This window comes from Streptococcus mitis (assembly GCF_902159415.1).
Taxonomy (GTDB): Bacteria; Bacillota; Bacilli; order Lactobacillales; family Streptococcaceae; genus Streptococcus; species Streptococcus mitis_BG.
Genome location: NZ_CABGJU010000001.1, coordinates 182,185 through 196,154, shown reverse-complemented (window position 1 = coordinate 196,154; position 13,970 = coordinate 182,185). Strand labels below are relative to the sequence as shown.

General features: G+C 39.5%; 12 protein-coding genes, 1 tRNA gene and 1 other RNA gene. 4 read left to right on the top strand and 10 right to left on the bottom strand.

The genetic code is table 11. The features are described 5' to 3' along the window. The first annotated feature begins 38 nt into the window (after positions 1-38). Positions 39-485 carry a DUF6556 family protein gene (locus FN031_RS00965; RefSeq protein WP_142556831.1) on the top strand — a complete coding sequence of 149 codons (447 nt, stop codon included), beginning with the start codon at positions 39-41 and terminating at the stop codon, positions 483-485. Positions 486-525: 40 nt separating this feature from the next. On the opposite strand, the gene FN031_RS00960 is transcribed toward FN031_RS00965, so the two are convergent. The 4 genes from FN031_RS00960 to FN031_RS00945 all read right to left on the bottom strand — a co-directional run bounded on the left by FN031_RS00960 (position 526) and on the right by FN031_RS00945 (position 6,541). Continuing rightward, positions 526-2,850 (bottom strand): DNA translocase FtsK, encoded by a 2,325-nt coding sequence (locus FN031_RS00960; RefSeq protein ID WP_142556829.1) that lies wholly within the window; start codon positions 2,848-2,850, stop codon positions 526-528. Between the two features lie 90 nt (positions 2,851-2,940). Beyond that, positions 2,941-4,896: a PTS fructose transporter subunit IIABC gene (locus FN031_RS00955; protein WP_142556827.1), complete on the bottom strand. Its 1,956-nt coding sequence runs from the start codon at positions 4,894-4,896 to the stop codon at positions 2,941-2,943. Next, entirely contained in the window at positions 4,893-5,804 is a 912-nt protein-coding gene (gene pfkB, locus FN031_RS00950) for a 1-phosphofructokinase (protein WP_142556825.1), read from the bottom strand. The genes FN031_RS00955 and pfkB overlap by 4 nt, the downstream gene beginning before the upstream one ends. Then, positions 5,801-6,541 carry a DeoR/GlpR family DNA-binding transcription regulator gene (locus FN031_RS00945; RefSeq protein WP_142556823.1) on the bottom strand — a complete coding sequence of 247 codons (741 nt, stop codon included), beginning with the start codon at positions 6,539-6,541 and terminating at the stop codon, positions 5,801-5,803. Before FN031_RS00945 ends, pfkB begins: the two co-directional genes overlap by 4 nt. A gap of 161 nt (positions 6,542-6,702) precedes the next feature. Here FN031_RS00945 and FN031_RS00940 point away from each other — a divergent pair. After that, a tRNA-Ser gene (locus FN031_RS00940) sits at positions 6,703-6,790 on the top strand. Positions 6,791-6,868: 78 nt separating this feature from the next. Here FN031_RS00940 and FN031_RS00935 read toward each other — a convergent pair. From FN031_RS00935 to FN031_RS00920, 4 genes are all read right to left on the bottom strand, one after another. Further along, positions 6,869-8,203 carry an Nramp family divalent metal transporter gene (locus tag FN031_RS00935; protein WP_142556821.1) on the bottom strand — a complete coding sequence of 445 codons (1,335 nt, stop codon included), beginning with the start codon at positions 8,201-8,203 and terminating at the stop codon, positions 6,869-6,871. Between the two features lie 299 nt (positions 8,204-8,502). Next, positions 8,503-8,850: a transfer-messenger RNA gene (gene ssrA / locus FN031_RS00930) on the bottom strand. Between the two features lie 112 nt (positions 8,851-8,962). Beyond that, positions 8,963-9,790, bottom strand: a complete 828-nt coding sequence (locus FN031_RS00925; RefSeq protein ID WP_142556819.1) for a Cof-type HAD-IIB family hydrolase — start codon at positions 9,788-9,790, stop codon at positions 8,963-8,965. Positions 9,791-9,803: 13 nt separating this feature from the next. Next, positions 9,804-11,123 (bottom strand): CapA family protein, encoded by a 1,320-nt coding sequence (locus FN031_RS00920; RefSeq protein ID WP_142556817.1) that lies wholly within the window; start codon positions 11,121-11,123, stop codon positions 9,804-9,806. Between the two features lie 144 nt (positions 11,124-11,267). Between FN031_RS00920 and def the strand changes: the two genes are divergently transcribed. Together def and rlmB are read left to right on the top strand one after the other, a co-directional pair. Next, a complete protein-coding gene (def, locus tag FN031_RS00915; RefSeq protein WP_075567855.1) occupies positions 11,268-11,879 on the top strand; it encodes a peptide deformylase in 612 nt (203 codons plus the stop codon). An 82-nt stretch (positions 11,880-11,961) separates the two neighbouring features. Continuing rightward, positions 11,962-12,690 carry a 23S rRNA (guanosine(2251)-2'-O)-methyltransferase RlmB gene (gene rlmB, locus FN031_RS00910; RefSeq protein ID WP_142558577.1) on the top strand — a complete coding sequence of 243 codons (729 nt, stop codon included), beginning with the start codon at positions 11,962-11,964 and terminating at the stop codon, positions 12,688-12,690. A gap of 34 nt (positions 12,691-12,724) precedes the next feature. Here the strand turns inward: rlmB and trxB are convergent, their stop codons facing one another. After that, a complete protein-coding gene (gene trxB, locus FN031_RS00905) occupies positions 12,725-13,636 on the bottom strand; it encodes a thioredoxin-disulfide reductase (protein ID WP_142556815.1) in 912 nt (303 codons plus the stop codon). 65 nt (positions 13,637-13,701) lie between these two features. Next, complete coding sequence (locus FN031_RS00900) at positions 13,702-13,926, bottom strand: DUF4059 family protein (RefSeq protein WP_142556813.1); 225 nt, start codon at positions 13,924-13,926, stop codon at positions 13,702-13,704. Positions 13,927-13,970 lie beyond the last annotated feature (44 nt).

The following is a 13,970-nucleotide window of genomic DNA, read 5'->3' as shown; positions in this document are numbered from 1 at the left end:
TTCATATTTAGTTTTGCAAAGGAGTTTGAAAAACCATTATGTCTAACTATTCTCGCCAAAATAAAAGATCAAACAAGGACAGTCAAGAAAGTGGCAAGGCTAGCCACCACATCAAGAAAGGTCTATCTGCTTTTCAGAAAACCTTAACCTTGATCGGTAGTATGTTGGGAATTATTACTGCGACGATTACCATTAGCAATGCAATGAAGTCCAATGAACAAAAGAAAGCAGATACTAGTCCTGTTACCCAAACAACCATCATCAAAGAGATCCAAAAGGAAACTCCTGCTGAATCTAATAGTCCTTCTCAACATCAAGAAAATAACCAAGATACTAATGCTGCAACAAGTGGAGTTGATCATAAAAATGACAACAAGGTTCAATCAGAAGAAAATACTCAAGCTCCTAACAATGTTCAACAAAATCAGACTGAAGGAGCTGCTCAATCTAATACAGTTGCCACAGATAATAAAGCAAATCCATAAAAAATTAGCTTCTCTCCGATTTCGGAAAGAAGCTATTTTTTTATTGTTGTAAGACTTTTCGAGGTTTTGTTCCTTCAGCAGGTCCAATAACACCAGCTATCTCTAATTCTTCCATCAATCGAGTTGCTCGGTTAAAACCAACCGATAGACGGCGTTGAATCATGGATGCACTTGCTTTTTGAGTTTCAATAACCAAAGCCTTGGCTTCTTCAAAGAGTGGATCCCCACCCTCATCGCCAGAGCCAGAATCACCATCAGTCTCAGAAACTTCTCCAGGATCAAAACTGTCATCATAATCAGCATCTGCTTGAGCCTTAATAAAGCTAACAATACGTTCCACATCATCATCAGAGATAAAGGAACCTTGCAAGCGAACAGGATGGTTTTCATCAATTGGTTTAAAGAGCATATCCCCTCGACCAAGCAATTTCTCAGCACCATTTTCATCCAAAATCGTACGTGAATCCGTTCCTGAAGAAACAGCGAATGCTACACGTGACGGCACATTTGCCTTAATCAAACCAGAGATAACATCCACTGAAGGACGCTGAGTTGCAAGAATCATGTGAATACCAGCTGCACGCGCCTTTTGTCCGAGTCGGATAATGGCATCTTCTACTTCCTTGCTGGCAACCATCATCAAATCTGCCAACTCATCCACAATCACGACGATTAAAGGTAGAGGTACTTGTTTGTACTCTGATTGAGTGTTGAATTCCTCAACTTTAGCATTAAAACCGGCAATATTTCGTACTCCCACTTTGGCGAAAAGTTCATAGCGGTTTTCCATCTCATCTACGACTTTTTGAAGAGCTTTACTTGCCTTGCGAGGATTTGTTACAACTGGAATCAAGAGATGAGGGATATCGTTGTAAACTGATAACTCGACCATCTTAGGATCCACCATCATAAACTTGACTTGGTCTGGACGAGCCTTCATCAGAATACTTGCGATAATACCATTAATTGCAACAGATTTACCTGAACCAGTAGAACCAGCTACAAGTAAGTGAGGCATTTTAGCCAAATCAAAACTACGAGCTGTTCCGTTAACGGCCTTCCCAAGAGGAATTTCCAAAAGATTTTCAGGTTTGGTTTGCGACTGCTCCCAAAGCTCACGGAAGGAGACTGTTGCAATCTCAGAGTTTGGAACTTCAATCCCAACTAGAGATTTACCCGGAATCGGTGCTTCGATACGGACATCTTTAGCAGCCAAGGCCAAAGCTAAATCATCTGCTAAGTTTGAAATACGATTAACACGAACGCCAACTGCTGGTTTAACCTCATACTTAGTTACTGATGGACCTATTTCAGCACGTTCAACCGTTACCTTGATACCGAAACTTGCAAAGGTTTCTTCCAAAATCTTGATATTCTCTCGAACAATTTTCTTTTCTTTAGACTGATCTTTTGGTTTATCAGGTGCAAAGAGTTGCAAGCTTGGAAGCTTATACTCCAAGGACTTTTTAGCAGAAAAATCTACTTCAACATCTTCATCTTCTGCATAGTCATCCTCCTGAGGAATGTCATCTACTTTAGGATAATCATAGTCCGCTTGCGGGAGAATAATCTCAGGTTCCACCCATTCTTCCTCAGGAAGCGGTGGAAAATCTTGCAGGGCTTCTTCTGATAAGATTTCTCCCGTTTCCATATCAATTGGAGGTAAACTCAATGCTTCTTGTTCTTCTTGTTCTCTCAGCAATCTTTCTTGCTCTTCTGCTTCTTTACGAGCTTTTTCCTCCTCGCGTTTGATGAAGCGTTCTTGTTTTCTCTGCTCGCGTCGTTCCATCCATAGGCTCATGCGAGCTGCAAGGAAATCAGCAATGTCATAGATAGACCAAGGACTAGCCAATAGCATTCCGATTAAGATAAAGATAGCACCTATAAAGTAAGTTCCAATATTTGAAAATAGAAATGCTATCGGAATGTAAAGACCTACCCCTAACAAACCTCCACCAGCAAAACTAGTCACTTGAAAGCTGGTTAAATCTTTATAGATTTGACCAATCGTTCCTTGAAAGACCGCTGCAGCCAAACTATATTTCCAAACTAGATAGGCTTCAAAAATGAGAAGTAAGCCTGCAAAAATAAAGAAGAAGCCTGCTAGCAAGCCTTCTTGCTTATGAATCCATTTAAAGAAGAATAGATAGATGATTAGAGAAAAAATAGCTAGATAAGCTAGACTACCCACAAGTAAGCGGATTAGATTGTAAATACTGATTCCTACAGCTCCCCATTTAAGAGCAGCAAAAATCAAGAAAATAGCCAGTACTAACGAAATTAACATCCGCTGAATAGCTTTCTTTCTTTCTATTTCTGCTTTAGACGGTCTCCGTCTATTTTTATTTGTATTCTTATTTGCCATGTTTCCATTATAACATATTTCATAAACTTTTCGAGAGTCTAAAAAAATGACTGATCACTTTCGTGTTCAGTCATTTGAATGTGTTTATGATTATTTTTCTAAAGGTTTACGAAGGTAACCGTAAACGACACCACTAACAAGGGCTCCTACCAAGACAGAGACAAGGTAAAGAAGAGCGTTTGAAGTAAGGGCGATAACGAAGATTCCTCCGTGAGGAGCCATGAGCTTGATACCTGTGAGACCAACCAGTCCACCTGCTACAGCAGAACCAAGGATAAAGCTTGGGATAGCACGAGCTGGGTCTGCTGCACCAAATGGAATCGCTCCTTCAGTGATGAATGATAAGCCCATAACGATGTTCGTCAAACCAGAGTTACGTTCTTCTTTGGTGAATTTATTCTTGAAGAGGAGGGTTGCAACAAAGATAGCAAGTGGTGGAACCATTCCTCCAGCCATAACAGCTGCCATAGCTACTGAACCACCAGTAGCAACAGTTGCTGCAAGAGTACCTGTACCAAAGACGTAAGCTGCTTTATTGACAGGGCCACCCATATCGACAGCCATCATTCCACCAAGGACGATACCTAGAAGGACAGCTGAACCACCTTCAAGACCAGCAAGGAAGTTGTTCATACCAGTGTTGATTGCCGCCATTGGGATGTTAACGGCTAGCATGACAAATCCTGTCAGGATTGTTCCAAATAGTGGCAAGAGAAGGATTGATTTAGCACCTTCAAGTGAACGAGGAACTTTTACATATTTCTTAATCAAGAGAACCAAGGCACCAGCAATAAATCCACCAACAAGGGCTCCAAGGAAACCTGATGATACTCCTGCAAGAGCTGAAGTTGCTTCACCACCCTGAGCATAAGGAATCTTACCAAAGGCATAACCTTCTTTAGCGATAGCACCAGCTACGAAACCGGCTACCAAACCTGGTTTTTCAGCGATTGAGTAAGCAACATATCCTGCAAAGACTGGAAGCATCAAACCAAAGGCTGAAGCACCAATTTTCATGAACATAGAAGCTAGTTCATGGTAAGAACCAAGATTCCCAAGGCTCTCATTTGGCACACCCATAGCGCCATCAATCAAGAAGGCAAGGGCAATCATGATACCACCACCGATAACGAATGGCAACATTTGGGATACACCACTCATCAAGTGTTTGTAGAAGGAACCACCGAGACTTTGTTTTTCATTAGATGCTGTTGAAGCTTTCGCTCCGTTAGCAGCACGGTAGACTTCAGCATTCCCAGAAAGAGCCAAGTTGATCAATTCTTCTGTCTTACGGATACCGTCTGCAACTGGACGATTGACCAACGGTTTGCCATCAAAACGATCCATCTCAACTGCTTTATCAGCAGCGATGATAACAGCTTTAGCCTTACGAATATCTTCTGCTGTCAATTTGTTGCCAACACCGCTAGCACCGTTGGTTTCAACCTTGATACCAACACCCATTTCCGTAGCCACTTTTTGAAGAGCTTCTTGGGCCATGTATGTGTGGGCAATTCCTGTTGTACAAGCTGTAACTGCTACGATAAAGTCACCAGATTCATTTGCAGGAGTTTGAACTGGTTCTTGAGCTTTTTCTGAAGCTTGGTTAAAGAGTTCAATGACTTGATCAGCTGATGTTACTTGACGAAGCTTATCAGCAAATCCGTCTTTCATCAAATATTGTGACAATTCTGCCAAGGCAGCCAAGTGGGTATCATTAGCACCTTCTGGAGCAGCAATCATAAAGAAGAGGTCAGTTGGTTGCCCGTCTAAACTTTCGTAGTCAACACCCTTGTTTGACTTAGCAAAGAGAACTGTTGCTTCTTTAACTGCAGCATTTTTGCTGTGAGGCATCGCGATACCGTCACCCAAACCTGTAGAAGTCAAAGCTTCACGCGCTAAAATTCCTTCTTTAAAGGTTTCAAAATCTGTCACATATCCGTGTTCAACCAAGCTACGAATCATTTCTTCGATAGCTGCTGTTTTTTCAGTTGCTTGCAAATCTAACAACATCACATCTTTTCTCAATAAATCTTGAATTTTCATCTTTTTTCTACCTCAACTTTTTCATAAGTTTCTTTAATAAATGCTGCAGTTGCTAAATCATCTGAAAATGTAGTTGCTGTTCCACAAGCCACTCCCCATTTGAAAGCTTCTACTGCGTCTTTTGATTTGACAAACTCACCGGTAAATCCAGCAACCATAGAGTCACCAGCACCAACTGAGTTTTTAACTGTTCCTTTAATCGGTTTAGCAAAGTATGCTCCCTCTGATGTTACCAGAAGGGCACCATCGCCAGCCATAGAAATAATCACGTTTTGAGCACCTTTAGTCAGCAATTCTCGAGCGTATTTCTCTATTTCATCAAGGCTTTCAAGCTTGACTCCAAAGATAGCTCCCAGTTCATGATTATTTGGTTTGACCAAAAGTGGTTGATAATCCAAACTATCAATCAAGGTTTGACCTTCAAAGTCACAGACTACTTGAGCGCCTGTCTGACGCGTCAAGACAATCAAATCCTTGTAAATGATATTGCCTAGGTTTTTAGCGCTTGATCCTGCAAAGACAACTGTATCTTCTGCTGTTAAACTTGAAAGAATAGCTTTCAACTCTTCAAGTTGCTCTGCTTCAACAGTAGGACCAGTTCCGTTGATTTCTGTTTCTTGGTCGGCTTTAATCTTAACATTGATGCGCGTGTCTTCTGCCACTTGGACGAAGCGTGTCTCAATGTTCTCTTCAGCCAAAGTGTCTGTGATAAATTTACCAGTAAATCCACCAATGAAGCCCGTCACTGTATTTGGAATATCCAAACGTTTCAAGACACGGCTAACATTGATACCTTTACCACCAGCAAACTTATCATCACTATCCATACGATTGACACTACCAACTTCCACTTTGTCCAAACGGACAATGTAGTCTATAGATGGATTGAGTGTGACTGTATAAATCATACTTCTATTACCTCCGTTTTCTCTTTGATAGCTGACAAGAGTTCGTGACCCTTGCTTGTAATGACAATAGCACGTTTTATAGGAGCTACCTTAGCAAAACAAGACTGACCAATCTTAGATGAATCTGCCAAGACATATGTCTGTTTAGCATTTTCTAGGATAGCACGCTTGACGGCGCCCTCCTCCATATCTGGAGTTGTAAAGTAACCTTCATCTACACCATTCATTCCAATAAAGGCACGATCAAAGTGCAGTTGGTTAATCTGATTGAGAGCTACTCCTCCGATACTGGCATCAGTTGTCATTTTAACACCACCACCAATAATGACGGTCGGAATTTGCTTATCCACTAATTGCACTGCATGGTGGATGGAATTAGTTACTACGGTAATGTCTTTTCGATTCAATTCCTTAATGAGAAAAGCTGTCGTACTTCCTGCATCCACAAAGATAACATCCTTTTCTTTAATCAGAGAAGCTGCCTTTTGAGCAATCAACTTTTTCTCTTGAAGGTTTTTGACAGATTTTTCTTGAATGGTTTCTTCTTCTTGCAAGGAGTGAGGCAACTCTGCTCCTCCATGCACTCGACGAAGTTTATTTTCAGACTCCAATTCATCCAAATCACGTCTAACTGTTGATTCTGAAGTATCTAACAAGCCTACCAATTTCTCTAGAGAGACGATTTTATGCTTACTCAATTCTTCTAAAATCACCTGTTTTCGTTCAGTTTTTAACACAAACCTACCTCCTGTCAACGTTTACATTTTATATTCTATCATAAAAAAAATAAAAGTCAATCATTTTTTGTCATTTTCTTTCATTTTCTATCACTCTTCTTTTTACTTCAAATAAATTTGCAAGAAATAAGGCTTTATGGTAGACTAGGTTAGTAAGTATTGGAAGATTACTCAAGAGGCTTAAGAGGCCGTGTTGGAAACGCGGTAGGCGTGTTAAAGCGTGCGTGGGTTCGAATCCCATGTCTTCCGTCTACATAAAAAAGATACCCAAGTATTTTTGGGTATCTTTTTTCTTATATGTCAGTTCTAAAACTAGAGGGGAATTTATTAAAAAATATCAAAGAGCAATTTCACATTCAGAATCGTTAAGATAATGGAAACAATATAACCGAGGATCGTATTCCATTTGGCATTGGTAAATTCGCCCATCAGTGATTTCTTAGAAGTTAGATAAATCAGAGGGAAGATTGAAAATGGAAGAGCAATCGAAAGAAAGACCTGTGAATAAACCAGTAACTGATCCAAGGTTTTTTCCTGATGACCAAATAAAACAGCAACGATTATGACTGGTAGCAAGGCAAAGAGGCGAGTTGCTAAACGAATAAACCACTGAGGCAATCTCATATGTAAGAAGCCTTCCATGACGATTTGCCCCGTCAAGGTACCTGTAATGGTCGAATTTTGACCACTGGCTAATAAAGCCAAGGCAAACAAGGTTGATAAGGTCGAGCTAGCTATAGCTCCTGAAATAGTAGAATCCTGCAAGGCATTATACATTTGAGAGAAGGCAGAAATCTCAGATGCATGGCCGAAAAAGAGAGCCGCCCCGAGAATTAATAGAAGGGAGTTAACCACAAAGGCCAAGGATAATTGGAGATTTGAATCCCAGGTCATAAAGCGCACCGCTTTTCGAACATCATCCTTGTCCTTGTGATTGATTTTCCGAGTTTGAGACAAGGAAGAATGCAAATAGAGGTTATGAGGCATAACCGTCGCACCTACAATCCCCAGAGCTAAAGTTAATTGACTTTCATGTCCTGGCAAAGGACTCTCAAATAAGGTCGAATTGGGTAAATAACCCTCAGCGATTCCTTGGAAACTTGGATTTGATAAAGCTACCAGATAAGTAAAGATTGCTAAAATGGTTAAAATCAGTGTTGTCACAATAGCTTCTATCTTCTTAAAGCCAAATTTCATCAAAAGCAATAAGAGAAAGACATCTAGAACCGTCAAAAGGATGGCTATCATAATCGGAATCTTAAAAAGAAGATTGAGAGCAATCGCTGAACCTAGAACTTCTGCCAGGTCTGTCGCCATCAAGGCCAACTCCAAAATCACCCATAAGCTATAACGAAGCCATTTGGGTGAATGATGACCCGTTGCTTGAGCCAAGTCCATCTGGGTTACAATCCCAAGCTTTCCTGCCATCTGTTGAAGCTGCATAGCAATAAGAGATGAAATAAAGATGACAAACAAGAGACTATACTTATAGGAAGCACCACCGACTACGCTGGTAATCCAGTTTCCTGGATCCATATAACCAACTGCGACAAGAGCACCCGGACCTAAAAAGGCCCTTAAATTTTGCCAGAAATGATTATTATTGGGAGTCTCGATGGACTGATTAATCTCAGAAAGTGAAACCTTTTTATGAGATGACATTGCTCTTTACCTCTTTCTAAGCCTACCCTTTCATCGCTTATCATTACTGAAAGATAATCTAAAATTACAAGATGCTGAAAATGAATGTAAAAATCGCCAATCATTTTCATTATTTTTCTTAAGGCACCTTAATTATAACACAAAATATGATAAAAACTTAAGAAAATTCAGGACTTGATTAGAGGTTTAGGATACAACTGAAAATTGTATCCTTTTTGTAAAAAAGAATACCAAAGAACAAAATAAAAAACGCTGTAAGTACAACGTTTTAGAAAGGAATGCAAAAGAATGCAAAAGAATAATGGAGCCGGTGGGAGTCGAACCCACGTCCAAACATCTGCTAACATATTTGTCTACAACCATAGGTTATGTATTGTTTTAACAGTCCCTCGACACATAACTCAAGCCTAGAAACTGCGAGTCTATCAATCTCTTACCAAACTGCTAGACAAAGTTTGATCGTATCTCGCTAATAATAAGACCTATCATCAGACACGAGCAATCCGAATCGGGTCACGCCTGCTGGTTTTTAGGCAGCTAGAGCGTAAGAAGTATTATTTTTTGCAGTTATATTTAACTGAGCGTTTACGTCGCCACACGAGTCGCAAAATATGCCTCATAATGCCTGTCGAATCCGTAACGACCCCAAAAGACAATAGAACTATTATACCTTATCTAGGGTAAAAATGCAAAAACTATCTAAATTCTATAATAGATAGGTATCTATTTTAATTCAGTCCTATTATTTTCTTTCTATTTCTATCTATTCTTATCTAACCAGTTCTCCAAGACTTGATAGACTCCTCCTTCACTATTTGCAGGAGCAATCTCTGTCGCCACCGCTTTAGCCTTTTCATCTGCATTTTCCATAGCATAGGCTATTCCTGCTAATTCTAACATTTCTATATCATTTTCACTATCGCCGAATGCCATGATTTCCTCAGATTTTATACCCCAGCGTTTAAGAAGTTCTTGTAAAGCCCATGCTTTATGAATACCATCTTGGATAATATCTAAACAACCATAGCCACTAGAAACAGCCTGAACATGACCATTAAAAACCTGATTAAAATCTTCTTGCACTTGATCCGTTTTATCTTCTCCAACCACCAAACTCATTTTGAGAACTCCTCCAAAAAGTTCTGGATGGAGTTCCTCCACAAAATTCATTCTTTGATAAAAAAGCTCAATCATTTCTGGTGTCATAAATTTATCAAGTTGAGTAAAAATAGTACCTTCTTTAACAAATCCACCATTCATACTTGTGATGACAAATTGATTCTGACACTCTTGTCCCTTAAAAAATGTCAAAGCTTTTTCAACTAATTCATCATCCCAGGTTTCAACTTGGATCAATTGATTATTTTCAAAAATCTTTGCTCCATTAGCGACAATTAGAACTACACGATCGGTCAAGTGACCGAGCAACTGACGTACTCGATGAATTTCATTCCCAGTCGCAATGACAAATCGTATTCCCTTCTCATCTAACCTATCTAAGATTTTCTCTAACCGCGGTAGGTCTAGAAGGCCTTGGGCATCCAGTATTGTCCCATCCATATCTGTTGCAATCAGTTTAATTGTCATGATTTCTCCTTTTCTACCACTTCAATCCTACAAATTCTTTCATTTCTTTGTAGGCAGTATCAATTCTTTCCTTAGTTTCTTCATCCAATTTATCGCGATGAGGACCACCTTCTATAAAGTCCTCTAAAATATATGTCTGATAAAGGTAAAGTAAGTAACCATCTGGTGAATAAGTTCCTTTTGATGTGCGATTAACCCAAGTTGGATGAGCCTCTGCAGTTTCAATTGTTGTCTTTCCAGCTTTTTTCTTAATGGTTAAATCCATCAGAACTCCACGTTCCGTCCACTTAGCATTCTCTACATCTTGCATAGTTTCAATGCGTTGATTTGATAGAAAATTTCCCATCGAATAGATAATTAGCTTTTTATCCCCATCTTTTTCAAGTATTTCTGCTGGTTCAACTACATGAGGATGCCCACCAAAGATAATGTCAGCTCCCCAACCAATCATCTTGTGATAGAGATTTTTTTGTTCTTCAGTCGGATCTAATTGGTACTCGATACCCATTTGTGGCATGACAATTGTGATATCCGCCTCTTTTTCAGCACGTTCGATCTCAGCCCTCATTTTATCTTCGTTTAAGTCAGATAAGTAATGATTGTAGTCTTCTGGAGAAATATACTCCTCGATACCGTTGAAGCCATAAGAATAAGCTAATAAAGCAATCTTTATGCCATTCACCTCCTTAATTACTAGAGGTGCCTTGTCACGTGGCTCATGAGTATATACTCCAATAGGTGTTATACCTGCTTTTTCAATCGTATCAGCTGTAGAAATCACTCCTTCTAATTGAGAATCAAGTATGTGATTATGTGCCAAATCTAGCACCTGATAACCCGCATCCTTAATGGCATCCATAACTTCAACTGGAGCATTAAACAAAGGATAGCCAGCTAGATTGTAGTTCTGGTTTATAGTTCCTTCAAAATCTCCAATAACTAAGTCCGCCTTCTTAAACCACGGCTTTACATAATCAAAATTTTCGTGGAAATCATAGCTACCGTCTTCTTGTTTTGCTGAAAAGTAGATGATGTCATGATAAAGCAAATCCCCGTGAGCCATTATTCGGGCGCTGGTTTCTTGCTCTGCCCCTTTTTGGTTTGCCCGAGATTTAGACTCTTGCTGCCACACGGCCGAATCGCCACTAGTTAAAGATGTCCCTAAACTAGTTTCTAATAATAAAGTCAATAACATTGAAAGAACAACTATTACCAATAAGACTATAATAAAGGTTCTATTACTCCACTGAGTGTAATTCTTAAAAAATCCAACAGGCTTACTTATAATGTGTAAAACAGTTCTATTTCTTCTCTTCTGACTACGTTTTTCCATATTTTTCTCCCTGCTTTTTTGATGCAAGTATCCTTTCTTTATTATATCATAGACAGTTTTGTATTTCATCTAGCGATAAACTCCTAGGCTTTCTTTCTAGGTAATTTTGTGTTATCATGAAGAAGTAAGAAAAGGAGAGAGAAAATGTCTGCTATAGAACGAATTACCAAAGCCGCTCATTTAATTGATATGAAAGATATTATACGCGAGGGGAACCCGACACTTCGAGCTGTTGCCGAGGAAGTAAGCTTCCCCCTAAGTGATCAAGATATCATTCTTGGAGAGAAAATGATGCAATTTCTTAAACATTCCCAAGACCCTGTCATGGCTGAAAAATTAGGACTTCGTGGAGGAGTTGGTCTTGCAGCACCTCAACTAGATATCTCAAAACGAATCATTGCTGTACTAGTACCAAATATTACTGAGGAAGATGAAACACCTAAAGAAGCATATGACCTACAAGCTGTCATGTATAATCCAAAAATTGTTTCTCACTCAGTCCAAGACGCTGCTCTAGGGGAGGGAGAAGGCTGCTTGTCTGTAGATCGTGCTGTTCCCGGCTACGTTATCCGCCACGCTCGAGTAACCGTTGACTATTTCGATAAGGACGGAGAAAAACACCGCATTAAACTTAAAGGCTACAACTCAATCGTAGTTCAACATGAAATCGACCACTTAAATGGCGTCATGTTCTACGATCGCATTAATGAAAAAGATCCTTTCGCTATCAAGGATGGACTCCTTATCCTTGAATAATCAACAAACTGAGTCAAAAGGTATTCAATAAAATCTTATTGATTTCGCTTTGCACTAGTATTTAAATGATAGATAAAAAATGATGAAAACAAATGATATTGTTTACGGTGTTCACGCCGTTACTGAAGCTCTCTTAGCCAATACTGGAAATAAGCTTTATATCCAGGAAGATTTGAGAGGGAAAAATGTTGAAAAAATCAAAGAGCTAGCAACTGAGAAGAAAGTCTCTATCTCTTGGACTTCCAAAAAGTCCCTTTCTGAAATGACTGAAGGAGCTGTTCATCAAGGGTTCGTTTTACGTGTTTCCGAATTTGCCTATACTGAACTAGACCAAATTCTTGCTAAAACAAGTCAAGAGGAAAATCCACTCCTATTGATTCTCGATGGACTAACTGATCCACACAACTTAGGTTCTATCTTACGAACAGCCGATGCAACCAATGTTTCAGGTGTTATTATTCCAAAACATCGAGCTGTCGGTATCACACCCGTAGTTGCAAAGACAGCCACTGGTGCTATCGAACATGTTCCTATTGCTCGAGTTACCAATCTAAGCCAGACCTTGGATAAACTTAAAGATCAAGGATTCTGGACTTTTGGAACTGATATGAACGGAACACCTTGCCATAAGTGGAATACCAAAGGGAAAATAGCTCTCATTATCGGTAATGAAGGAAAAGGTATCTCTAGTAATATCAAAAAACAAGTGGACGAGATGATTACCATTCCCATGAATGGTCACGTACAGAGCCTCAATGCCAGTGTTGCTGCTGCCATTCTCATGTATGAAGTCTTCCGAAATCGACTCTAATAAAAAGTTTCCAATCAGTTGATTGGAAACTTTTTTAACTATGTTCAGTAATAAATTTATAGGCTTCTTGACCTGCAATAGCTCCATCACCAACTGCTGTTGTAATTTGACGGAGGTCTTTCTGACGTACATCTCCAACTGCAAAGATACCATCCACTGCAGTTTTCATATGGGTATCTGTCATAATCCAACCTGACTCATCTTGTATTTGTAAATCCTTTGTAAATTCGCTAACAGGATCCAAACCTACATAGATAAACACTCCACCAAAAGCATGTTCAGTTACTTGATGAGTCTTAACATTTTCAATCATTGCAGACTCAACACGATTTTCACCCTTGATTTCTTTGACGACAGAATCCCAAATGAATTTAATTTTATCATTAGCAAAGGCACGATCTTGCAAAACCTTTTGAGCACGAAGTTCATCACGACGGTGAACGATGGTTACAGATTTGGCGAACTGAGTCAAGAAGATTGCTTCTTCAACAGCCGAATCTCCTCCACCTACAACCAATAAATCTTGGTCTCGGAAAAAGGCTCCATCACAGACTGCACAGTAAGAAACTCCACGACTATTCAGTTCTTCTTCACCCGGAACTCCCAAGAGACGATGTTTTGAACCAGTCGCTACGATAACTGTGCGAGTTTCAAATTCTTGATCATCTGTGATTACTTTCTTAACATCACCATGGTTCTCAATATTTTTTACAAAGCCATAGAGATGTTCAACACCTAGATTTTCAAGAGGTTCAAACATCTTTTCTGCTAACTCAGGTCCACTAATGTTAGCATAACCTGGATAGTTTTCAATGTCAGAAGTGTTGTTCATCTGACCGCCAGGAAGGCCACCTTCAATCAAAGCAACTTTTAGGTTACTGCGAGCCGCATACAAGGCTGCAGTCATCCCAGCAGGACCTGCACCGATAATAATCGTATCGTACATTCTGTTTCCTTCTTTCTTGTTGTAACTATTTTTATTCTATCTAAATAACTTCAATTATACAAGTATTATGCCTTGATTACTAACAATAGACTCATCGTTGCAAAGGATAGCACAGGAGTTGTTAATACACCAATCATCATCATATCAAAGAGGTGGGCTTGACGTGCCTTAGCTGTCTTATCCACACCGGATAAAGCTCTCAACCCAATCCAAAGTCCCAATACAATTAAGATGACCAACATGGTTAAAAGTAGGCTCTCTATATACAAAGTGAATATTTGTAGTAGCATGCTCTCACTCATTTCTTATATTTTTAAAGAGCAAACCCAGTTAG